The sequence below is a fragment of the Escherichia sp. KTE52 genome, assembly GCF_000408325.1.
Classification (GTDB): Bacteria; Pseudomonadota; Gammaproteobacteria; order Enterobacterales; family Enterobacteriaceae; genus Escherichia; species Escherichia marmotae.
Window position 1 is genome coordinate 1,096,270 of sequence record NZ_KE138680.1, and the last position, 23,600, is coordinate 1,119,869.

Annotated in this window: 19 protein-coding genes and 5 tRNA genes; 9 read left to right on the forward strand and 15 right to left on the reverse strand. The window is 50.9% G+C overall.

Annotated elements, in window-relative coordinates; genetic code table 11:
- The first annotated feature begins 92 nt into the window (after positions 1 to 92).
- The 4 genes from A1SC_RS06435 to cyaY all read left to right on the forward strand — a co-directional run bounded on the left by A1SC_RS06435 (position 93) and on the right by cyaY (position 3,658).
- Entirely contained in the window at positions 93 to 1,562 is a 1,470-nt protein-coding gene (locus tag A1SC_RS06435) for a hypothetical protein (protein WP_016262693.1), read from the forward strand.
- On the forward strand, positions 1,559 to 2,842 hold the full coding sequence (locus A1SC_RS06430) for a hypothetical protein (protein WP_016262694.1): 1,284 nt from the start codon (positions 1,559 to 1,561) through the stop codon (positions 2,840 to 2,842). Before A1SC_RS06435 ends, A1SC_RS06430 begins: the two co-directional genes overlap by 4 nt.
- Positions 2,830 to 3,255 (forward strand): hypothetical protein, encoded by a 426-nt coding sequence (locus tag A1SC_RS06425; RefSeq protein WP_001517387.1) that lies wholly within the window; start codon positions 2,830 to 2,832, stop codon positions 3,253 to 3,255. The genes A1SC_RS06430 and A1SC_RS06425 overlap by 13 nt, the downstream gene beginning before the upstream one ends.
- Positions 3,256 to 3,337: 82 nt before the next feature.
- Entirely contained in the window at positions 3,338 to 3,658 is a 321-nt protein-coding gene (cyaY, locus tag A1SC_RS06420; RefSeq protein ID WP_001517388.1) for an iron donor protein CyaY, read from the forward strand.
- 107 nt (positions 3,659 to 3,765) lie between these two features.
- Here the strand turns inward: cyaY and A1SC_RS06415 are convergent, their stop codons facing one another.
- Both A1SC_RS06415 and cyaA read right to left on the reverse strand, forming a co-directional pair.
- A complete protein-coding gene (locus A1SC_RS06415) occupies positions 3,766 to 4,134 on the reverse strand; it encodes a hypothetical protein (protein ID WP_001517389.1) in 369 nt (122 codons plus the stop codon).
- Between the two features lie 100 nt (positions 4,135 to 4,234).
- Positions 4,235 to 6,781, reverse strand: coding sequence for a class I adenylate cyclase (gene cyaA / locus A1SC_RS06410; RefSeq protein ID WP_001517390.1), 2,547 nt, complete (start codon positions 6,779 to 6,781; stop codon positions 4,235 to 4,237).
- Between the two features lie 385 nt (positions 6,782 to 7,166).
- Here cyaA and hemC point away from each other — a divergent pair, with 385 nt between their 5' ends.
- The 5 genes from hemC (at position 7,167) to aslA (ending at position 13,589) form a co-directional block, all read left to right on the forward strand.
- Positions 7,167 to 8,108, forward strand: coding sequence for a hydroxymethylbilane synthase (gene hemC, locus A1SC_RS06405; protein ID WP_010377386.1), 942 nt, complete (start codon positions 7,167 to 7,169; stop codon positions 8,106 to 8,108).
- On the forward strand, positions 8,105 to 8,845 hold the full coding sequence (gene hemD, locus A1SC_RS06400) for a uroporphyrinogen-III synthase (RefSeq protein ID WP_000026081.1): 741 nt from the start codon (positions 8,105 to 8,107) through the stop codon (positions 8,843 to 8,845). Before hemC ends, hemD begins: the two co-directional genes overlap by 4 nt.
- Before the next feature lie 21 nt (positions 8,846 to 8,866).
- Entirely contained in the window at positions 8,867 to 10,054 is a 1,188-nt protein-coding gene (gene hemX, locus A1SC_RS06395; RefSeq protein ID WP_016262695.1) for a uroporphyrinogen-III C-methyltransferase, read from the forward strand.
- 2 nt (positions 10,055 to 10,056) lie between these two features.
- Positions 10,057 to 11,253: a protoheme IX biogenesis protein HemY gene (hemY, locus tag A1SC_RS06390; RefSeq protein WP_000921776.1), complete on the forward strand. Its 1,197-nt coding sequence runs from the start codon at positions 10,057 to 10,059 to the stop codon at positions 11,251 to 11,253.
- A 680-nt stretch (positions 11,254 to 11,933) separates the two neighbouring features.
- On the forward strand, positions 11,934 to 13,589 hold the full coding sequence (aslA, locus tag A1SC_RS06385) for an arylsulfatase AslA (protein WP_016262696.1): 1,656 nt from the start codon (positions 11,934 to 11,936) through the stop codon (positions 13,587 to 13,589).
- Positions 13,590 to 13,741: 152 nt separating this feature from the next.
- On the opposite strand, the gene A1SC_RS06380 is transcribed toward aslA, so the two are convergent.
- The 13 genes from A1SC_RS06380 to rffC form a co-directional block, all read right to left on the reverse strand.
- Positions 13,742 to 14,977: an anaerobic sulfatase maturase gene (locus tag A1SC_RS06380; protein ID WP_016262697.1), complete on the reverse strand. Its 1,236-nt coding sequence runs from the start codon at positions 14,975 to 14,977 to the stop codon at positions 13,742 to 13,744.
- A 146-nt stretch (positions 14,978 to 15,123) separates the two neighbouring features.
- Positions 15,124 to 15,200, reverse strand: a tRNA-Pro gene (locus A1SC_RS06375).
- A 42-nt stretch (positions 15,201 to 15,242) separates the two neighbouring features.
- A tRNA-Leu gene (locus A1SC_RS06370) sits at positions 15,243 to 15,329 on the reverse strand.
- A gap of 32 nt (positions 15,330 to 15,361) precedes the next feature.
- A tRNA-Leu gene (locus A1SC_RS06365) sits at positions 15,362 to 15,448 on the reverse strand.
- A gap of 20 nt (positions 15,449 to 15,468) precedes the next feature.
- Positions 15,469 to 15,544 (reverse strand) — tRNA-His (locus A1SC_RS06360).
- Positions 15,545 to 15,602: 58 nt separating this feature from the next.
- Positions 15,603 to 15,679: transfer RNA gene (locus tag A1SC_RS06355), tRNA-Arg, on the reverse strand.
- A gap of 102 nt (positions 15,680 to 15,781) precedes the next feature.
- A complete protein-coding gene (thrP, locus tag A1SC_RS06350; protein ID WP_000774725.1) occupies positions 15,782 to 17,167 on the reverse strand; it encodes a bifunctional threonine/serine APC transporter ThrP in 1,386 nt (461 codons plus the stop codon).
- Between the two features lie 202 nt (positions 17,168 to 17,369).
- The gene (gene wecG / locus A1SC_RS06345) at positions 17,370 to 18,110 is read right to left on the reverse strand and encodes a lipopolysaccharide N-acetylmannosaminouronosyltransferase (RefSeq protein WP_001064030.1); all 741 of its coding nucleotides are present in this window, start codon (positions 18,108 to 18,110) and stop codon (positions 17,370 to 17,372) included.
- Between the two features lie 2 nt (positions 18,111 to 18,112).
- The gene (gene wzyE, locus A1SC_RS06340) at positions 18,113 to 19,465 is read right to left on the reverse strand and encodes an ECA oligosaccharide polymerase (protein ID WP_000055110.1); all 1,353 of its coding nucleotides are present in this window, start codon (positions 19,463 to 19,465) and stop codon (positions 18,113 to 18,115) included.
- Positions 19,462 to 20,541 (reverse strand): TDP-N-acetylfucosamine:lipid II N-acetylfucosaminyltransferase, encoded by a 1,080-nt coding sequence (rffT, locus tag A1SC_RS06335; RefSeq protein WP_016262698.1) that lies wholly within the window; start codon positions 20,539 to 20,541, stop codon positions 19,462 to 19,464. Before rffT ends, wzyE begins: the two co-directional genes overlap by 4 nt.
- Positions 20,538 to 21,788, reverse strand: a complete 1,251-nt coding sequence (gene wzxE / locus A1SC_RS06330; protein WP_016262699.1) for a lipid III flippase WzxE — start codon at positions 21,786 to 21,788, stop codon at positions 20,538 to 20,540. Before wzxE ends, rffT begins: the two co-directional genes overlap by 4 nt.
- 1 nt (position 21,789) lies before the next feature.
- Entirely contained in the window at positions 21,790 to 22,920 is a 1,131-nt protein-coding gene (gene rffA / locus A1SC_RS06325) for a dTDP-4-amino-4,6-dideoxygalactose transaminase (protein WP_016262700.1), read from the reverse strand.
- A 4-nt stretch (positions 22,921 to 22,924) separates the two neighbouring features.
- Positions 22,925 to 23,599 (reverse strand): dTDP-4-amino-4,6-dideoxy-D-galactose acyltransferase, encoded by a 675-nt coding sequence (rffC, locus tag A1SC_RS06320; RefSeq protein ID WP_001517401.1) that lies wholly within the window; start codon positions 23,597 to 23,599, stop codon positions 22,925 to 22,927.
- Position 23,600 lies beyond the last annotated feature (1 nt).

Consider the following 23,600-nt stretch of genomic DNA (forward strand, 5'->3'; position numbering starts at 1 on the left):
AGTGAGGAATTGCTGCGAGTATAACGCTTACACGCAGGGATTTATGTTTTGCTGGTGGTTTCGTGATCGACACCTCGCGCCAGGATGGCTTTATGCACTATCGCAATGTGGTTTGTTTGTTGTCTTGTTCGTTGTTCTTATCATCAGCATGGGGATGTCGGCTTGATGAGCCGGAACATAATATTTACCAGAAACAGGGAAAAGGCGTGGTGTACCTGCGCCCTTATGAAAAGACCAATCTTTCGCTACCGCAGATTAACTACAAGCGTCTGCATCTGTTACCGAATTTGTTAATTGACCCAACAAAACTGGAAGATTGGGAAACGGTGCCCCCGGCAACCGATCTCACGACAGACGTTGTCTACAGCGGCGTAAACGCAACATTTCCCCATTACTCTTACTATAGCGATGGTCGCGCTATTCTCTACGCTGGTGAGGTGGTGCAAAACCCTCCAGGCACGCCGCCAGTCGATATCTCGTCATTTCAGGCATGGGGGGATTTTGCCGCAGATAAGTACAGCCTCTATTACGAAGGCAAACGCACCGATAGCAACCAGCAACTAAACCGCCGAACGTTGCGTCAGGTAGAATTTAACCCGCAATGGAAACCAGACTGGCTAGGTTTGATTCTCCGTGACAAGCACTATCTTTACGCAAATGGTCAGCGCCTTGATGATCCCAACACCTTTACGGTACTGGCACAAAAGTCATGGGATCAGCGCGGTAAATTCTCTACAGCATTCAATCCCTGCCTTCCTGCCCCATTTGGCCCCTGGGATACCCTTGCCCGAACACGGACCAAAATCCTGATCAACGGCGAACAACTGGATGCCGACCCGGACACCTTTTCCGTCGTGCGCTGGATGCCCGGCTCACTCTTGACCTGGCGTGATAAAAACGGGCTGCAGCGTAAGGTCCTCGACAAGGAAAATCTGGCCTGGTATGAGGATTTAACAAAGCACTGTCTGGATTTTTCTCTGCTGGAAAAGAAAGTGTTCTGGCGTAAAGGGCCTGCTTGTAAACAGGAAGAATTACCCGGACTCGATCCTGAACAGTTCCACCCCATCAGTGATGCTGTCGCCCAGTATCAGGACTCGCTTTATACCATCATCGAAACAGAGTCTGGTGACCGCAAGCTGGAGATCGTGAAACTTGATGATCCCAATCTTATTATCAACAAACGTTTCAACGCCGGGAAGCGCCACGGCTATTTACTTACGCGTGCCGAAGGGTGGCCAAACCATTCCAGTTTACACGTGTTTGAATCTGACGGACCGCTGATCTTACTGGATAACCGCTCTCCGGATGAACGCGAAGCCCATCTTAATGACCATCCCTTTTTACGCAGATGGTATGCCCGCGATAACCGCTACGTTTACAGCTTTGATGGCGCGCAGCTCTGGCGATACCGCACCGCTGATCCGAAACAAGTTCGCTTAATCTGGAAGGAACAACATTCGGGATATGGCTATGGCGTAGATTACAAAACGGGATATCTGGACGGAAAAATTACCGATGACGGCGAATTTATTCCTGCCCCGCGCAATGAGGCGACAAAATGAATAGTCAAATAATCACACTTGCACTCATCCTGTTGGGGCACGTATTTCTGACACCTGCCGTACAGGCCATAGGGTTCGACTATTACAATGATCACGGTGTCATGTCTTACGGTAAAGGTAATTGGGAGGATAAGAAAATCATTGCCCAATTTCCGGAGATGAACAGGGCCGATTTGCGCCTTGTGAAAAATATATCCGGGGAGACGGGTTATATACCTTCCGATGAAATAAGCATAGAAAATGAGGAATACCACTGGGTGACAGATGGCCGCGTTATTCTCTGGCGTGGCAAAATTGTTAGCAACCCACCGGGAACACCTACTGTCGATATTGCCAGCTTTCAGGCTATGGGCCGCTTTGCGGTCGATAAATATAGCCTCTATTTTGACGGACAACGCACCGAAAGTAATAGCGGCGCGTCACGTGTTGATCTGGCGACGCTAAAATCTATCGAAGGTAACACTACCACGTTGGTGGATAGTAAAAATCTCTATTTGTCTGGTCGACGTCAGGGAAGCAGCAGTGATGTTACTGTATTAGAAAAAAGATGGTGGGGTATTAATCCACGTCTTATGGGTGTAAACAGAGAAATGTATTCCAATGATCTGCTTATCCGCAGTGGGCAGAACATTTATTTAAATGGTGTTCGCCTTGCAGCGAATGCAGACTCATTTGAGATAATTCGCTGGATACCTCATTCACTGCTGGTTTTTCGCGACAACAATGGTTTGCATCGTTATCCCTTTGGTCAATTATCAGGCAAGGCAATACCCGTAGATGATGACGTCTCTTTTGAAGTAGGGGAAAGTCGCGTTCGCTGGCGTAAACAGCTCACGCCCGACCGTCAGTGGAGCCAGTGGATAGACCTACCAGGTATTGAACCTGAACAATTTCATCTGATTACTGGCAATATTGCGCAGTATAAAGATCGGCTGTATGTAACAAAATTATCGACATTTGGTGAAGACCAGCTTGAGATAATCCCGCTGGATACGCCAGACCTGGTCATTGATCGCTCATTTAATAGCGGCAAACAACATGCTTATTTTATCCGCCAATTACGGTCAAAAAGCGTGCAAATTATTCCAGTTAACGGTCCGCTAACTAAAAACGATCGCTTTGCTTATGACGATCGCAATGTTTATACATGGACCGATACAGAGGTAAGGATTACACCCTCCCCCTGCCCGGCGAAAACACGCGTCAGAGAAGAGAATGTCCGTGAAATTCATAACAACGACATTATGATTATTACAGAGGAACCAGGATGCAAAAAATAGCCTTACGGATTGGCATAGCTCTAAGCATAATGGCCGCAAGCAGCTTCAATTACGCGGCCACAAGCAAGATACAAAAACTAAACGTCATCCTGGATGCAACGACATTAAGCACTGACAGCGATGAGATTAGCCGTCCCCTCGACATTAATGATGATGGCATTTCCGAAACGCTTAACTGCACGTATTCACCTTCCACGCCTCCCGCTGCCTGCGGGAAAGATGATTGTGGATATACCGCGAGTGACGCACCAACTATGGCTTGCAGTATTATGACCCCAGATAACTCCAGAATTAACATTGATTATTTTTGTAGCAAAATTAGCCTGATGAAAGAAAAGAATCATGGCCTACACGACCTGTTATGCGACGAGGATACAATCTTGCGTTGGAATGGGACGAGGTATGAAGGTTAAGTTTTATAGCCGAACCATGTTGATTTCACTGTTAGACGAAACAACTTATACTGCCGCCATCACTTAAAAACAGGATACAACAATGAACGACAGTGAATTTCATCGCCTGGCAGATCAACTGTGGCTGACCATTGAAGAACGCCTGGACGACTGGGATGGCGACAGCGATATCGACTGCGAAATCAACGGCGGCGTGCTGACCATTACCTTTGAAAACGGCAGCAAAATCATTATCAACCGCCAGGAACCGCTGCACCAGGTGTGGCTGGCAACCAAACAGGGCGGCTACCATTTTGACCTGAAAGGCGATGAGTGGATTTGCGACCGTAGCGGCGAAACCTTCTGGGATTTGCTGGAACAGGCCGCGACGCAGCAGGCAGGAGAAGCGGTGAGCTTCCGCTAAAATTCTTTGCCGGATGCGGCGTAAACGCCTTATCCGGCCTACAAATCCTGCAAAATTATAGAGTTGGGTGAAAAGCGCATTTAGCGGATCATATAGGGAGTTTGCCGCTATACATCAGCTTCGCCATCTGGAATAACCACTCGCCACCGCGAAAATCCCCCCCCAACAAGAGCCACTATAAAAAAAAGAAAACCTGCTCCATATAACCACCAACTCAATTCATACAAAACGTGGTAGTTATCACAGGAAATCAGCACGTCGGGGCACTCAACACCGTACTTACCGCCATCACCCCATCGTTCATAATAAGACTCTCGCCATACCAGAATACTTACTCCACTCGCTACGAGCGATAACAAACAACCCGCCCATAACTTACGAAATATTGGGTAACTAAACATAAAGATGACGCTGAGCAGCGCCTCTATGACACCCCAAATAATAGACAGGCTCGTCATTCCCCAGTCACTGTGCATAATGTCCTCTCCCTGATGTAATTTCAGGGAGCAACTTTAGTGAGGGAAAATGAAATCAGCGTGAAGTCAGAGGCGGAAATTGAATTATCCGGCACGCTCATCACGAAAAATACTGCTGTAACAGCGGCGTGTCGTTGTCCTGATTAGCAGGCGGCATGTTACCGATAGATTTGGTACGGAACGGAATGACCTGTTCGCGACCATCGACCTTCACAATCTGGTAAAACTGCGGCAGGTTAAAGTTGATGAAACTGGAGCCGTAAGTGAAACGATCGTGCGATGACGAGTAGAAGCGACTGACATCACGCACCAACTCCTCTTTGCTACCCTCGCAGTGGTGATACACCTCAACGCGGTTACTTTCGTCGAGAATGTAGATATTAAAGCCGTTCTCATCGTGTGTTTCTTCGAAGAAGAACTGGATGATCCCTTCGCTGGCGAAGCCGTCCACCACCGCCGGTAATTTAACGTGATTAGTCTCAACCTGCACTGACAAACCATGCAGTTTGTTATGCGAGATCGCGCCATAAAACTCGATGGCATTTTCCAGTTTCTGTACCGATACATTCAGGCGTTCGAAGAACAAACCCCAGGTCTGGCCAGAAACGCGCAACGCTTTAAAGCGCCCGGTTTCCTGGCGAGTGCTGGAAAGACGCAGTTCAATGCACTCAGAAACCAGTTGCTGCACGCGAGTACGGATTAATCCGCGCAAATGCTGGCTATAACAGAACACTTCCACGCTATCAGGGGGTGCAGCGTCCTGATGCATTTTGCCGAGGATGGTTTTCAGGGCTTCAATCATCGACTGCTCGCCGTTGAAATGCAGCGTGCGCACTTCATTCCATGAGTTGCGATACAGCAGGTCAACACTACCCACCAGACATTTTTGCTCTTCGCCAAAGCTGAAGACGTCCAGCTTACGGAAATCGAAATGTACTACCTGATTACGAAACGCTGTCGTCGGGTCATATTCCAGGTTGACGATAATCGCCAGATGGCGGATCTCACAAGGACTGTAGAGCGCTTTCGGTGTCGGCGCAGGTAAGCGCAACGGGAAATGGTGCGACACATCAGCCACCATCTCTTGCAGCTTAGGCAGATCGACAATGCCGTTGCCTTTAATGTACAAACGGGTGCGCGAGGTCAGCAGTCCGTTAAACCATGCCCACGCCACCAATTTGTTCAGGTAACGGTTATATTCCAGCGGTTGATGGCTGATGATCGACTCAATTGTCGGCGCACGGTTATACAAATACCAGCCAGAGCGATTAGCACGCCCCGGCGGTACATAAATAAAGGTCAGATTTGGCTCGGAAAGATCCGGTGAAATCTGCGGGTTTACCAGCGTCACTTTCCCCGGTAATGCTTCAAACGCAGCGTACAGTTTACGCGTCAGCACACCGATATCCTGCGGGCTGGCAGAAACGCTAAGGTTATTGCGACGCGCAAAGCGGATCAGATTACGGTAACTCTGCATCATCGCATCGAGCAGTTCGTTGTGCGCTTCACGCACCTGATCAATCTTCCAGTTAGCGCGGTTATCCAGCATCGTCAGGCGAGATTCGTCCCAACTCCACTCTTTCACCAGTTGGCTTAACACTTCACGACGCCAGCCCACGCAGGCGCGTTCGCGGCTTAATTTTTCGCACACTTTTAAATAAAAGCAGCGGCGCACCAAATCCAGACGGGTGAAATCTTCAATCGCCGTCAAATATTCGGTAACGCGCTCCAGCATCATGCAGTACGGATCGAGGCCAAATGACACTATCTCGCCGTCGTGCAAACGCTGTTTGATATCTTTCGCCAGCAGGCGTGGATTAGGGTATTCCCAGGAATAGGCTTCCAGCAGCAGTGTTTTCAGCACCGCTTTGTACGGGGAGTCGATACTTTTGTAGAGCTGCCAAAGGCTGGCACCGAAGTACTCTTCAGCAGAAAGCGAGCTTAAACCACCGAGATCCAGCCATTCATTTGGCGTCAGTACGCCCTGCGCGTAAAGCGTCATTACATAATCATCGTAATGCTCTTCTTCGTCGCACGGCACCATATTCCACAGAATACGCTTACCGGCGAGACGCACGGCGGTACGGTAAAATTCATCAAGTAGCAGTATATGCTGGGTGGAGCCACAATCTTCGCCCCCCAGACTGCCACTTTCGTTGTGGCGGAAACGGTTTTCATCAATCAGGAAGAAGCTAACTTCCACCCCCAATGAGGCGGCCCAGCTTTCCAGCAAGCTGCATTTACGTTGCAGTAACTGACGCTCTTCGCTATCCAGCCACGATTGATGGCAGACCCAGATATCCAGATCAGAGGAACAACTTTGCCCTATGGACGAGGTGCTGCCCATTGTGTATACGCCAGTAATTGGAAGCTCGCCTTTTGGCGGGTCCTGTACTGACATTCCACGATACAGTTCCAGTTCGTTCAGGTAGTGGCGTTGGGTTTCATCAGGCGTATAAAGGCAAATGCCCTTGGGAACGTTACCATCAAGGTAACCCGGCATTAGCGGATGGTGATAGTGCAACAATGTCGGCAGCAGACTGTAGACCTGTTGGAATGCAGGCCCCATAGCAGCAAGCGCGCGATCCACGCGCAATTGATTTATGGCATCCAGTCTCTGTTTCAGAGTCTCAATATAGAGGTACAAGACGTATCGCCTGATTTGCTACCCGTCATGTCTGTGATTCCGGCAACATCAACGGAAACACGCGGCATTCGGGATATTTCGTATGTCAAAGGTAACCGTACCACTTTCCGCGCCTGGTTTTTTTAGTTTCACGACGAAAAAATGGTCTAAAACGTGATCAATTTAACACCTTGCTGGTTGACCGTAAAGAAAGATGCGCTACATACAAGTGTAGCACTGTTTATTCTCTGTAAATTCCTTATTACGACGGCTTGAAGCGCCTGTCAGGATCCACCGCCTGGCTATATTTTACGTTTTGCTCAGGCATCTACGTTTCACCACAACACTGACATCGCTCCGGCAAGGATGTTAGGATGGACCATGGATGATAATGACGGTAACAAGCATGTTAGACAATGTTTTAAGAATTGCCACACGCCAAAGCCCACTTGCACTCTGGCAGGCACATTATGTCAAAGACAAGTTGATGGCGAGCCATCCAGGGCTGGTGGTTGAACTGGTGCCGATGGTGACGCGCGGCGATGTGATTCTTGATACGCCGCTGGCGAAGGTAGGCGGGAAAGGCTTATTTGTGAAAGAGCTGGAAGTCGCGCTCCTGGAAAACCGTGCCGATATCGCCGTACATTCAATGAAAGATGTGCCGGTTGAATTTCCGCAAGGTCTGGGGCTGGTCACCATTTGCGAGCGTGAAGATCCTCGCGATGCCTTTGTCTCCAATAACTATGACAGTCTGGATGCGTTACCTGCGGGCAGCATCGTCGGAACTTCCAGCTTACGCCGTCAGTGCCAACTGGCTGAACGCCGTCCGGATCTCATTATCCGTTCTCTGCGCGGCAATGTCGGTACTCGTCTGAGTAAACTGGATAATGGCGAATACGATGCCATTATTCTTGCCGTGGCTGGCTTAAAACGTTTAGGGCTGGAGTCACGCATTCGCGCCGCGCTGCCGCCAGAAGTTTCTCTTCCGGCTGTAGGACAAGGTGCGGTGGGCATTGAATGCCGCCTTGATGATACGCGCACCCGCGAGCTTCTTGCCGCGCTCAATCACCACGAAACTGCACTGCGCGTCACCGCCGAACGCGCCATGAATACCCGTCTTGAAGGCGGTTGCCAGGTGCCGATTGGTAGCTACGCCGAACTTATTGATGGCGAAATCTGGCTGCGTGCACTGGTCGGCGCACCGGACGGTTCGCAGATTATTCGCGGTGAACGCCGTGGTGCGCCGCAAGATGCCGGGCAAATGGGCATTTCGCTGGCAGAAGAGCTATTGAATAACGGCGCACGTGAAATCCTTGCTGAAGTCTATAACGGAGACGCTCCGGCATGAGTATCCTGGTCACCCGCCCGTCTCCCGCTGGAGAAGAGTTAGTGAGCCGTCTGCGCACACTGGGGCAGGTGGCCTGGCATTTTCCGCTGATTGAGTTTTCCCCTGGTCGGCAATTGCCACAACTTGCCGACCGGCTGGCGGAGCTGAGCGAAGGCGATCTGTTGTTTGCCCTTTCGCAACATGCCGTAGCTTTTGCCCAGTCACAGCTACATCAGCAAGGTCTTAAGTGGCCCACCCTACCCACTTATTTCGCTATTGGCCGTACCACGGCGCTGGCGCTGCATACCGTGAGCGGACATGAAGTTCGTTATCCGCATGATCGGGAAATCAGTGAAGTCTTGCTACAATTACCTGAATTACAAAATATTGCGGGAAAACGTGCGCTAATTTTACGTGGCAACGGCGGTCGTGAGCTGATTGGGGAAACCCTGACGGCACGCGAGGCTGAAGTTACTTTTTGCGAATGTTATCAACGATGCGCCATTCATTACGATGGTGCAGAAGAAGCGATGCGCTGGCAGTCCCGCGAAGTGACAACGGTCGTTGTTACCAGCGGTGAAATGTTGCAACAGCTCTGGTCGCTGATTCCACGATGGTATCGTGAGCACTGGTTACTACGCTGTCGACTACTGGTCGTCAGCGAGCGTCTGGCGAAACTCGCCCGGGAACTGGGTTGGCAAGACATTCAGGTCGCTGATAACGCTGACAACGATGCGCTTTTACGGGCATTACAATAACTCTCATAACAGGAAGCCATAATGACGGAACAAGAAAAAACCTCCGCCGTGGTTGAAGAGACCAGGGAGGCCGTGGACACCACGCCACAATCTGTCACAGTAGAAAAAAAGAGTAATAACAGTACTGCTCTGATTTTAAGTGCGGTGGCTATCGCTATTGCTCTGGCTGCAGGTGTCGGTTTGTATGGCTGGGGTAAACAACAGGCCGTCAATCAGACGGCCACCAGCGATGTCCTCGCTAACCAGCTCACTGCGCTACAAAAAGCCCAGGAGAGCCAAAAAGCAGAACTGGAAGGTATCATCAAACAACAGGCTACGCAGTTAGAGCAGGCAAACCGTCAGCAAGAAGCGTTAGCAAAACAACTGGATGAAGTTCAACAAAAGGTCGCCACCATTTCCGGAAGCGATGCTAAAACCTGGCTGCTGGCGCAGGCAGATTTTCTGGTGAAGCTCGCCGGACGTAAGCTGTGGAGCGATCAGGACGTCACCACCGCCGCTGCGCTACTGAAAAGCGCAGATGCCAGCCTGGCCGATATGAATGACCCAAGTCTTATTACCGTTCGCCGGGCAATTACCGATGACATCGCCAGCCTTTCTGCGGTATCACAGGTCGATTATGACGGTATCATCCTCAAGTTGAATCAACTTTCTAATCAGGTAGATAACCTGCGTCTGGCCGACAATGACAGTGACGGTTCACCAATGGATTCCAATGGTGAAGAGCTTTCCAGCTCCATCAGCGAATGGCGTATCAATCTGCAAAAGAGCTGGCAGAACTTTATGGATAACTTCATTACGATTCGGCGTCGTGATGACACCGCCGTACCCCTGTTAGCGCCGAATCAAGATATCTACCTGCGCGAAAATATTCGTTCCCGTCTGCTGGTCGCAGCACAAGCTGTACCGCGTCATCAGGAAGAAACCTACCGCCAGGCGCTGGAAAACGTCTCTACCTGGGTACGTGCTTATTACGACACTGACGATGCCACTACCAAAGCGTTTCTCGACGAAGTGGATCAGCTAAGTCAGCAGAATATTTCGATGGATCTCCCGGAAACCCTGCAAAGCCAGGCAATGCTGGAAAAGCTGATGCAAACCCGCGTGCGTAATCTGTTGGCACAGCCTGTAGCACCAGCAACGGAAGCTAAATCTGCACCTGCACCTGCACCGCAAGCTGATACTCCGGCAGCCGCGCCGCAAGGAGAATAACCATGCTAAAAGTGTTGTTACTCTTTGTTCTGCTTATTGCGGGGATCGTGGTTGGTCCGATGATTGCCGGGCATCAGGGTTACGTACTGATTCAAACCGACAACTACAATATCGAAACCAGCGTCACGGGTCTGGCGATCATTTTTATACTGGCAATGGTGGTGCTGTTTGCTATCGAGTGGCTACTGCGACGGATTTTCCGCACCGGCGCGCACACCCGCGGTTGGTTTGTCGGGCGTAAACGCCGCCGCGCACGTAAGCAGACCGAACAGGCGCTGCTGAAACTGGCGGAAGGTGATTACCAGCAGGTTGAAAAGCTGATGGCGAAAAATGCCGATCACGCTGAACAACCGGTAGTGAACTACCTGCTGGCTGCTGAAGCCGCACAACAACGCGGCGATGAAGCGCGCGCCAATCAGCATCTGGAACGCGCAGCAGAACTTGCAGGCAATGACACCATTCCGGTAGAAATTGCCCGCGTGCGCCTGCAACTGGCACGCAATGAAAATCATGCTGCACGCCACGGCGTAGATAAGTTGCTGGAAGTCACGCCACGCCATCCTGAAGTGCTGCGTCTGGCGGAACAAGCTTATATCCGCACCGGTGCGTGGAGTTCGCTGCTGGACATCATCCCGTCAATGGCAAAAGCTCACGTTGGTGATGAAGAACATCGCGCAATGCTGGAACAACAGGCATGGATTGGCCTGATGGATCAGGCTCGTGCTGATGACGGTAGTGAAGGTTTGCGAAACTGGTGGAAAAATCAAAGCCGGAAAACGCGTCATCAGGTGGCGTTGCAGGTGGCAATGGCAGAACATCTTATTGAGTGTGACGATCATGACACCGCCCAGCAAATTATCATCGACGGCCTGAAACGCCAGTATGACGATCGCCTGCTGCTACCAATCCCACGCCTGAAAACCAATAATCCAGAACAACTGGAAAAGGTGCTGCGCCAGCAGATTAAAAACGTGGGCGATCGCCCGCTGTTGTGGAGCACATTGGGTCAGTCGCTGATGAAGCATGGCGAATGGCAGGAAGCATCTCTCGCCTTCCGCGCGGCGCTGAAACAACGCCCGGATGCCTACGATTATGCATGGCTTGCTGACGTGCTGGACAGACTGCACAAGCCGGAAGAAGCCGCTGCAATGCGCCGCGACGGTTTGATGCTGACGTTACAGAACAACCCACCGCAGTAATCCTTTCTCACCTGGAGGCGCAGAGCCTCCGGGCCTTTCCTGAATAGATAAAAAAACGCCTGCTCTTATTACGGAGCAGGCGTTAAAACAGGTCTGTATGACAACAAGTGGGTGCTTCACTCAACGTTGTGTCCATGGTGTCTGATGAGGCAAAAGCGACATCTGTCAGTGGACGATAAGCACCGTAAACGGCTCTGCGTCATTCCTGAGTTTATGAGGCACTAAGGCGAACATAAGAGATGGAATGAGCATCTACTCAGTTATTATGCCACAGAGGATGGGGTAATAACATCCCCTAATACTTGTTATGAGAAAAATCTGTAACCCTTTTTTCTTCATATTTAATAAATTACCGAGTAAATCCTTCCCTTAGCCTGATGCTTTTTTATATGTGATATGAATGATTAAATATAATCAATTAATGATACGCATATTAATTACAGACAAAACTAAAAACAGCATCAATAATCAACGCGATATAATAAACACGCCTTACATATCGCATGCACGGGGGGTAGGATTGAAAACGCTCTCCTGATATTTCAATTTATTCTTAAGATAAATAGATAATTTATTTTCATCATCATTATTTATGAAATCATCCTGTCAGGGAGAGGGACCTCAATTATCAATGCTTAACTACGCCATCATTTTGATGACATTAAATCGGAGCATTTTGCATGGAATTTTCGTTCTCACCCAAGCTTCTTGTTGTCGCTGTCGCCGCCGCTCTTCCATTAATGGCCAGCGCTGCAGATACCCCGTCAACCGCCACCGCACGCAAAGGATTTGCTGGTTACGATCACCCAAATCAATACCTGGTTAAACCGGCAACCACCATTGCCGATAATATGATGCCGGTAATGCAGCATCCGGCGCAGGATAAAGAAACTCAGCAGAAGCTGGCAGAATTAGAGAAAAAAACCGGTAAGAAACCGAATGTGGTTATTTTCTTGCTGGATGACGTGGGCTGGATGGATGTTGGCTTTAATGGTGGCGGTGTGGCGGTGGGTAACCCAACACCAGATATTGACGCCGTTGCCAGCCAGGGGCTGATTTTAACCTCCGCGTATTCTCAACCCAGTTCTTCACCAACCCGCGCGACGATTCTCACCGGACAGTATTCTATCCACCACGGCATTTTGATGCCGCCGATGTACGGACAACCAGGTGGTCTGCAAGGGTTAACTACCCTGCCGCAATTATTGCATGATCAAGGTTACGTCACTCAGGCCATCGGTAAATGGCATATGGGAGAAAACAAAGAGTCGCAGCCACAGAACGTCGGCTTTGATGATTTCCGCGGCTTTAACTCGGTGTCTGATATGTATACCGAATGGCGCGATGTTCACGTCAATCCGGAAGTCGCCCTGAGTCCGGACCGTTCTGAGTACATCAAGCAATTACCGTTCAGCAAAGATGACGTTCATGCGGTGCGCGGCGGTGAGCAGCAAGCCATTGCCGATATTACGCCGAAGTATATGGAAGATCTTGATCAACGCTGGATGGAATATGGCGTTAAGTTCCTCGACAAAATGGCGAAGAGCGATAAACCATTCTTCTTGTATTACGGTACGCGCGGCTGCCACTTCGATAACTACCCGAATACCAAATATGCCGGTAGTTCTCCGGCACGCACCTCTTACGGCGACTGCATGGTAGAAATGAACGATGTGTTCGCTAATCTCTATAAAGCACTGGAGAAAAATGGTCAGCTTGATAACACGCTGATTGTCTTTACCTCCGATAACGGTCCGGAAGCCGAAGTGCCACCGCACGGTCGCACACCGTTCCGTGGCGCGAAAGGTTCTACCTGGGAAGGCGGCGTTCGCGTACCCACCTTCGTGTACTGGAAAGGCATGATCCAAGCGCGTAAATCCGACGGTATTGTCGATCTGGCCGATCTCTTCCCAACCTCGCTGGATCTGGCAGGGCATCCTGGAGCGAAAGTGGCGAATTTAGTGCCGAAAACGACCTTTATCGATGGCGTAGACCAGACCTCTTTCTTCCTCGGAACAAACGGTCAGTCTAACCGCAAGGCTGAACACTACTTCCTCAACGGCAAACTCGCCGCTGTACGTATGGATGAGTTCAAATATCATGTTCTCATTCAGCAACCATACGCGTATACACAGAGCGGATATCAGGGTGGATTCACCGGTACGATAATGCAAACGGCCGGATCGTCGGTGTTTAACTTGTACACCGATCCGCAGGAAAGCGACTCTATCGGCGTGCGGCATATTCCGATGGGTGTACCTCTACAGACCGAAATGCACGCGTATATGGAGATCCTGAAAAAATATCCGCCACGCGCGCAGATTAAATCTGATTAATTCAGCGCTATCGCTACATCGGGCTGCGCTGCCCATGCCGGATGAGGCGCGAACGCCTTATCCGGCCTACAAATCTTGAAAATTCAATATATTGCATCATTCTGTAAGCCGGATAAGATGCGTCAGCATCGCATCCGGCAATCAATCACTTTTTACTTATTCACCACCATCAAATGTGCCTGCATAATGTCGCTGGCCGGGCGGCCGTGCGCCAGCAAATCAGCCATTGCTTTAAGATACGGAGGCAAATGGCGGAAATAGCGTTGATATCCGGCACACAAATAATTCAGCCCCGGTTTGCCGCTGGCATCGAGCATAAAGCGGTGTTTCGGGCAACCTCCCCAGCACGCTTTTAACACGTTGCAACTGCGACACTGCGCCGGTAACTGCTTAAATTTATCTTCACCAAACGCCTGCTGTTGCGGGGAATCTACCATTTCTGCAATCGTCTGCTGAAGCATATTCCCCAGTCGATATTGCGGATAGACAAAGTGATCACAGGTGTAAACATCGCCGTTGTGCTCAACAATCACCGAACGCCCGCAGGTTGGCTGATGATGGCAAACCGCGCCAGGCGCGCCGACAAAATTGGCAAATGCCCATTCGATATTCATCACGAAAATCTTACCGACGTCGCGTTTGATCCAGTGATCGAAAATCGTCACCAGAAATTCACCGAACTCTTGCGGGCGCACCGACCATTCCGTCAGTTCCCCCTGAATATCGCCAGGCGCTCGTAATTTCAGTCCGTCGTGGGCTGCTGTTTCATCTGCCAGACGTTCCACCACCGGAATAAACTGGATGAACTCAACGCCCGCATCACGCAAAAAGTCATAGACCTGCAACGGTTGCAGCACGCTGGTGCGATTGACGCACGCCAGAACATTATAATCAACGTGATATTTTTGCAGTAGTTTAAGCGCGCGCATCACCAGTTTATGCGTTGGTCTGCCGCCTTTGGTAACGCGGTATTGATTATGGATCTCTGCCGGGCCGTCCAGCGATAAGCCAACCAGAAAATGATTTTCTGCCAGAAACGCACACCATTCGTCATCCAGCAGCACGCCGTTAGTCTGGAAGCTATTACTTACCCGCCTGCCTGCACCATATTTTGCCTGTAGTGCCACAGCGCGGCGGTAAAATTCCAACCCCGGCAGCGTTGGCTCTCCGCCTTGCCAGGTAAAAGCAACTTCGTTTTGTGGTTCACTGGCAGCGATATAGTGGCGGACATACGCTTCCAGCGTGTCATCGTCCATATGTGTGACAGGATGTTCGCGGTAGAGAGAGTGTTTTTCGAGATAAAAACAGTAGTCACAGTTCAGATTACAATCGGAACCGCTCGGTTTCGCCATCACATGAAAAGCACGCGTTGGAACCTGTTGCAGCATAGTCGCTCCTTGCCTGAAATCGTCCTTCAATAAGTTAAGGGCGAAATCATACCGTGTGGCAATGAGTTACTACGGGCGTTTATTGCGAAGGGAGAGTGATGGAATACACAGAAAACAAAAAACCCCGCCGAAGCGGGGTTCAAAATTGGTCGGCGAGAGAGGATTCGAACCTCCGACCCACTGGTCCCAAACCAGTTGCGCTACCAAGCTGCGCTACTCGCCGAAATACTGCTTTTTGAATTTTTAGTTCAATTCTTTAAAGTCGTGGTGCGAGGGGGGGGACTTGAACCCCCACGTCCGTAAGGACACTAACACCTGAAGCTAGCGCGTCTACCAATTCCGCCACCTTCGCACAGTCATCTTACTTTTTTGATATCGCCTCGTTGGTGCGAGGGGGGGGACTTGAACCCCCACGTCCGTAAGGACACTAACACCTGAAGCTAGCGCGTCTACCAATTCCGCCACCTTCGCATTTTCACAACTTCTAATAATGGGGTGGCTAATGGGATTCGAACCCACGACAACTGGAATCACAATCCAGGGCTCTACCAACTGAGCTATAGCCACCACTACAAATCTTGTTACGCGGTATTACTACCACCGCAGCTCAAGCGCCGGGACTAAATGGCGCGCCCGACAGGATTCGAACCTGAGACCTCTGCCTCCGGAGGGCAGCGCTCTATCCAGCTGAGCTACGGGCGCTTAGCGCCGTTGCGGGGGTGGATAATACGGACTTCCCACCCCTCTGTCTAGTCCCTTTTTAAATAAAATGCGCGTTTGGTTACGCTTTGCGCATTTTGCTGCTTATTCCTCCAGTTTATGCGCTTTACCGTGGCGATTAAGCCCAAAAACTTTGTAAATCGCCGTCACCGCCAGCATGAAGATGATGCCGACAAACAGCGACATACGAGTATCTTCATTAAAGTACATGCCGATCAAAACGCAAATAAGGAACGCCATTGTCACATAATTTGCCCACGGGAACAGAATGGAGCGGAACGGATGGCTGGCAATCGCCGCTTTGTGCGCACGACGAAAACGCAGTTGGCTTATCAGGATCACAAACCACGGCACCATCCCCGGCAGCACGCTGGCGCTGTAGACGTAAACAAACACACGCTGCGGATTGGGAATGATGTAGTTCAGGCACGAGCCAATTAACAGGATGGCAATGGATACCGCTACTCCCGCAACCGGCACGCCGTGACGAGAAACTTTTGCCATCGCCGCCGGTAACTGACGGTTTTTCGCCAGTGCATAAAGCATACGTCCGCAACTGTACATACCGCTGTTACAGCCAGAAAGCGCCGCCGTCAGTACCACAAAGTTGATAATACCCGCGGCTGCGGTAATGCCAATTTTGGCGAAAGTCAGTACAAACGGGCTGCCATTGCTGCCAATTTCATTCCACGGGAAGATGGTGACGATAACGAAGATCGCGCCTACGTAGAAAATAAGGATTCGCCACAGCACTTTGCCTACCGCACTGCGCAACGTCACCTGCGGATTTTTCGCTTCACCGGCAGTAATGCCAATCAGCTCCACACCCTGGTAGGACGCCACCACGATACACAGCGCCGTCAGGAACCCTTTCCAGCCACCCGCAAAGAAACCGCCATGCTCAGTGAGATTGCCAAAACCAATCGACTGTCCGCCATTGCCAAAGCCAAAGAAAATCACGCCCAGGCCAATGACTATCATAACGATGATCGTGGTGACTTTGATCATCGCGAACCAAAACTCGATTTCACCATACAGTCTGACCGCCGCCAGATTCGCCAGCGCCACCAGCGCCACCGCGATCAATGCAGGTATCCACTGTGCCATCTCCGGGAACCAGAACTGGACGTAGACGCCAATGGCAGTGATTTCCGAGATCCCCACCGCCATCCACATGAACCAGTAAGACCAGGCAGTGAGATAGCCAAAAAACGGGCTCATATAACGATGTGCGTAGACGGCGAACGAACCGGTAACCGGCTCAAGGAATAACATTTCGCCCATTGAGCGCATGATGAAAAAGACGAACAGCCCGGCGATGATATAGGCCAACAATACAGATGGCCCAGCCCATTTTAGGGTGCTGGCGGCCCCCATAAACAGACCAACGCCAATGGTGCCCCCCAGGGCGATGAGTTCGATATGTCGAGCTTCCAGCCCACGCTGTAGCTCTGGTTTATTATCTGCCATAAATCCTCGTGTTGTGTTTGCATGTTTTTCCGGTGTTACCGGTTATCGTTATGGGTACATCGAGTGTTGCGAATGTTTTCGTAATTCAGGAGAAATGGCAAATGAAGCATTAAAAAATTGAATGCTTTGTGTAATAAAACAGCAGGAAGGTGAAGAACAGGCGACATTGTGAACACTTATGCCGCCAGCAAGAGAGGGAAAATCAGAGGTTGCCGGTGTAATGCCAGCGTAAATAGCGCAGTAAACGGAGCTGACGCTTAATGCGACTCGGCTGCGAAAGCAGGCGATAGAGCCACTCCAACCCCAGTTTTTGCCAGATTTTCGGCGCGCGTTTCACATGGCCAGTAAAAACATCGTACGTTCCGCCAATGCCCATATAAAGCGCATCAGGATGCACCTGACGGCAGTCGCGCATGAAGATTTCCTGTTTTGGCGATCCCATTGCGACAGTGACGATTTGCGCGCCACTGGCATGGATGCGCTCAAACAGCGCCTGACGCTGCTCGGGTTTGAAATAACCATCCTGGCTGCCAACGATATTCACATTCCACTGGCCGCGCAGTTTAGTTTCGGTCTGCGCCAGTACTTCAGGTTTGCCGCCAACAAGAAAAACGGGCGTCCCTTCTTTTCCTGCGCGAGCCATCAGCTCTTCCCAGAGATCGGCTCCAGCTACGCGGGAAACCTGTGACTGAGGATATTTTTTACGTACCGAACGCACGACGCTAATGCCATCGGCATATTTAAATTCGGCAGCGTTAATTAACGCCCTGACCTCGGCGTTATCTTCAATGGTCAGCATTTTTTCGGCATTAATGGCAACCAGCGTTCCCTGCTTAAGCTGCCCATCAGCGAACAGATAATCGAGGGCATGCTGCATATCACGCCAACCGATCAACTGTAAGCCACGCAGCGTATAGGTCGGTGCTGTGGTGTTGTTATTCATTGTTATCCTTCAATCTGCGTCCGGAGCGATGATTTTATTCGTTTATGAATGAGTCCGGCGCTATCAAAAAGCCAGTACAGTAGTTTTGCAATCATCAGGCTTGCACCGAAGACCACGATAAAAAAGACCACCCGCGAGACAAATGAATCCAGTCCTTCACGCGCCAGCACGATCATATTGAAGATCGCCCCAAAGCAGAAACTGTGCAAAATCGCTGCCTTATAGCGATTGGTTTCGCGGTTGCCCAGCTCATACAGCCAGTCGAACCATTTTATAATCAGGCCAACCACAATCGCCCCAAGCGGAATAAACAACACACCGCCCATCACCACCAGTGAGCCGATAAGCGTAGGTGAGATAGCCAGCCCGGAGTGATTATTCAGCACTTCCCAGGTGAAATAGTTGGCGGAGTTCAGCACCATACTGGGCCGACCCGGCCACAGCCAGGAAGGAATAAAGACATAGAAATCACGGACAATCGGTGCCAGCCCCTGGAAGTCGATGTTGTCGTAGTTCTGCAATAGCAACGCCAGATTCTCCCACGGCGAGAAAGTGTCGCGGGTGAGATAGAGAAACGTGTAGAAAGCTTCATCACCGCTCACGTTCATTCCGTAGCGTTTTAGCGCCAGCCAGAACATACCGACAATCCCCAGCACGCCTGCCGCTGCCAGCATCCACAGTGAAATCCAACCGCGAATAATGCCGATAAACAGGAAGATAGCGAACGCGATAATGATATTGGCGCGAGTGCCACCGACAATCATGTAGGTCAGCAATCCAAAGGCAACGGTACTGACGAGGAAAAACAGCCACGCTTTGCTGTCCTGGCGCAGAAAATAGACCACCAGCATCGCCGGGATAAAAAAGTAAAAGAAGCGCTTTAACGCCACGCCGGAGACTTCACTGGAAAAGATCTGACTGTAGGAGTTAAGTCGGAACAACAAAAAGCCGTTGTGCATGAAGAAGATGCCGACACTGACCAACGCGATGCCCATCAGGAGAAACCAGGTAAGATTGGTTTCCACGCGATTCATGGTAAACACTGGACGGCGCGGTGCATCGGCAACACTTTTGCGTAAGCGGGTTTTGTAGGTGACGTAATAAACCGCGTAAAAGCAGCCCGCAGAAAGCAACGCCTGCAACAAGATTTCTGGCGGCGCGACACCAACATCAAAGCGGAATACCAGTACGCTGGTCAGCGGAAATCCGAAGAAAAACGTCAGCAAAAAAAGCAATGAAAAGAAGATATTGAAGTTAAACCGCACGCGGCGAAACTCAAACCAGGTCAGCGTGGCGATAAACAGCGTACAGAGCAGCCAGACAACAAACAGGCCGCTGAATTGCAGCAGGCTCATGCGACCTCCCCAGCGGCAATTGCCAGCGCCCGATGCCAGCCTTGCAGATAGTTTGGACTAAAGAAGGCAATGTGGTTTTTATCTACCGACGCCAACTGGCGCTGCGCTTCACGCACAATATCCTCATTGAGATCGTCAGTGGTAAACAGCACCGGCAAATGTTGCTCCGTCATATCCTGCCAGAACGGGTTTTCCCGATTAAGTACGCAGGGAATACCAGCCTGAATCAACAAGCACAGCGTACCGATACCTTGCTGACGGGCAAAAATAAAGTAGCCGAGATCGCACTGGCGAAGTAGTGCCAGATAAGTGTCAAAATCCATTTTTTCGCTCAGAATTTGCAGATTTTCTTCGCTGAATAATTCCAGCCCCGCCTGACGAACTTCGTTGATATACGCATCGTTGTTGGCCGGATATCCCATCGGCACCACCACTTTCACCGTATCGCCAAACTGCCGATGCACAGCGCGTAAGGCAGCGATGTGTTCATTACTGCGATCGCCGGAGTTCCCCACCAGAATAGTCATTTTCCCTTCACGTTGCCGATCGTTAGCCATCGTATTGAGAGAAGGATCCATCCGGGTTGGGAAGTAAATCAGTTCGCCTCGCACCTTTGGATGCGTTCTGGCAAAAAAGCTCAAGTCTCCCCGAGTGGCAAATACACAGCCCACCCGCTTTTGTGCCAGGCGGCGCAGCGGATAAAAGAGCTTATATCTCAAGCCACTGGAAAGTTCATACAAATCAGCGCCCCATATATGCCAGTAAAACTGGCTGGGCTTGATTCCGCCGCTAAGCAGCGCCAGCCATAGTTTTGGATTGAACTGGCCATGGAAGAAAAACCGCTGTTGACGGTTAGCTTTCGCTTTCGCGATAACCGCTTCAGCCAGTGATTTTTTGTCTGCAAAAAAGCGGATAGTGAGCGCCGGACAGCTATCACTTAAGCCGTCGTCCTTGCCTGCAACCATAAACTCGCGCGCGTGCTCGCTTGTCGCAGCCAGCGCGTCGTTGAAAAACCGCAAAACGGTTTGGTTATGGTGAGGGATATCCGATCCCAAAACGTGAATCAGTACAGTCATGCCCGCCTACGCCAAAGTAAAAACACGCCACAACAAAGAGAAAAATAGACGATATAGGTTGCCATATATGCCTGCGCCGCGCCCAGCGCGCCATGCGCGGGGATCAACCAGTGGGCAAATACCATCAACAACGTGAACTGACTGACTTCCGCCAGAATATAAAACCGGAGCGACGCTTTGGCGATCACCAGATAACCAAAGACATAAGCGCCCACTTTTAACACATCGCCAACCAACTGCCAGGCAAAGAGATCGCGCATGGCGGTAAATTTGTTCGATAAAAGTAGCCAGATGGCAAAGTCACGCAGCAACCAGACTGTAAAACTCGCCGCTGCCACCGCCGGTAGAACGAATTTCAGCGACTTCACCACTTCGCGGGTGATATCGCGCTTTTCTGTTAGCCGCGACAGAGTGGGCAGTAAATACACGCTAAAAGAGGCGGTAATGAATTGCAGGTAGGCGTCGGAAATACTACTTACGCCTTGCCAGATCCCCACCTCATCCCAGCTATACTGCGCCGCCAGTAACTTACGCATCATGATGTAAGCAACGGGCAAGGTCACCGAAGTAATCAGCGCCATTAACGTGAACTTACTCAACTGCCCCGCCAGACCGCTATCCCAACTGGGTTTCAGATAGCTTAACGGGATAGCGCCACGTTTGATCAACATGATGGCAGCCGGAATCACCACCAACGCAGGAATCAGCGCCAGCCCAAGCAACGCGCCTTCATAGCCACCAAAACGGTAACTGACGTAGTAAGCGATAACACCAATCAGGCTGCCAACAATCAGCGATAACGCATTACCCGCGGCATCGCGAAAGCCTTTCATCAGCGCCAGCAACAGGTTGCCCCAGGCGATACCCATTTGCACCAGCGCCACTAAACGTACCAGCCCCTGGTAGTCAGTATTCCCGAACAATCCCTGGCTGATCGGAGCGGCTGCCAGCACAAAAATCAGCGCCATCAGCGTGGAGAAACCAAGCACCATCGCTGATGATGTACCCACCACACGACGTAGCTGCTGCGGATTATCATGATACTGGGCAACGTATTTGGTTACGCCGTTAAAAATGCCCGCCCCGGCAAGCACGCCGAGTACGGTAATCAACTGACGGAAGTTAGCCGCCAGCCCCAGCCCTGCCGGACCAAATGATACCGCCAGCAGCTTACCGACCAGTAACCCGGCACCAATCTTGACCAGCGTACTGGCCGCCGTCCATAAGGACGCTTTCGCCAGCGACATATCAGGAGAAGTAGTTCAGCAAGGTCGCAATTACCGTGCGTTGATTGACGGGCGACAGATTGTAGAACAGCGGCAGACGCAGTAAGCGCTCGCTCTCTTTGGTGGTGTAGCGATCTTCACCGTGGAACTCACCAAACCGTTCACCCGCCGGGCTTGCGTGCAGCGGAATGTAATGGAACACCGCCATGATTTCTGCTTCTTTCAGGAAGTTAATCAACGCATTCCGGTCATCAATATCACGCAGCTTAATGTAGAACATATGCGCGTTCTGCACGCAGCTATCCGGAATCGACGGCAGTTCGATACGCCCGGCTTTCGCCAGTGGTGCCAGTGCATCGTAATAGTTTTGCCACAGCGCCAGACGCTGCTGGTTGATACGATCCGCTGCTTCCAGTTGCGCCCACAGATATGCGGCTTGCAGATCGGACATCAAATAGCTGGAGCCGATATCGCGCCAGGTGTATTTATCCACCTGACCACGGAAGAACTGGCTACGATTAGTGCCTTTTTCACGGATGATCTCGGCGCGCTCAATCAATTTTTTATCATTAATCAACGTAGCGCCGCCTTCACCACCCGCGGTGTAGTTTTTGGTTTCATGGAAGCTAAAGCAGCCAATATGACCAATGGTTCCCAGCGCACGCCCTTTGTAAGTGGACATCACACCCTGAGCGGCATCTTCCACCACAAACAGGTTATATTTTTTCGCCAACGCCATAATGGTGTCCATTTCACAGGCCACGCCCGCGTAATGCACCGGCACGATAACGCGCGTTTTGTCGGTGATCGCCGCTTCAATCAGCGTTTCGTCGATGTTCATAGTGTTCGGGCGAACATCCACAAAAACGATTTTCGCTCCACGCAGCACGAAGGCGTTGGCGGTGGAGACAAAGGTATAACTCGGCATGATCACTTCATCGCCAGGCTGGATATCCAACAACAGCGCCGCCATCTCCAGAGAAGCGGTGCAGGACGGCGTCAACAGCGCTTTGGCGCTGCCAAAACGTTGCTCCAGCCACTGCTGGCAGCGACGGGTAAAACCACCATCGCCACACAGTTTGCCGCTACCCATTGCCGACTGCATATAATCGAGTTCGGTTCCCACCACCGGCGGTGCGTTAAATGGAATCATGTGATCACCTGTATAACCAGTACGCGGTGCTTTCTACATTTGCACCACTTTTTATGTATCGTTTAAGCGCGGCGGTGTTGCCCATCTGGGTCGCCACCCGCAATGTTGTTTTACCGCGAGCATACGCCCAGTTTAGCGCCGTTTGCATCAGCTCTGCACCTGCACCGCGTCCTGCCAGCAGGCCAATACGCACGTCTGTCGCATTGAGCTCACGTAAAGAGACATAGCCACGAATATCGCCGGATGGCGTGCGTAAGATCAGACATTGATGATCAAAGGTGCCGTGCACGGCGTTTTCAATCCACTGCGCATAAAAGCGCCCACTGGCTTCAGGCGCATACCACGGTGCACGAAAACGGCTTTGCGCAAATGCCTCACTCGCTAACTGGCGTAGTACTGGAATATCTGTCTCTTGTGCCACTTCTGCGCCGCTATCACTGGCTCTGGTCACGGGTAGCGCCAAATCAACTTCACCTTCTACCAGTGAGAATCCCAACTGTTGCAGGGCATCCAGTTCACCGATATTTGATGCGACTATTTTGGCCTGCACCCGTGACCACGGCGCTAAGGCATCTGGTGTCAGGAGTGGCGCGTCAGGGTTAATACGCACGATGGCGCTATTAACACCAAAGAAGGCATTTTCCCAGGTGAGTGGCTCAATACTGGCGCGGACGGGCATA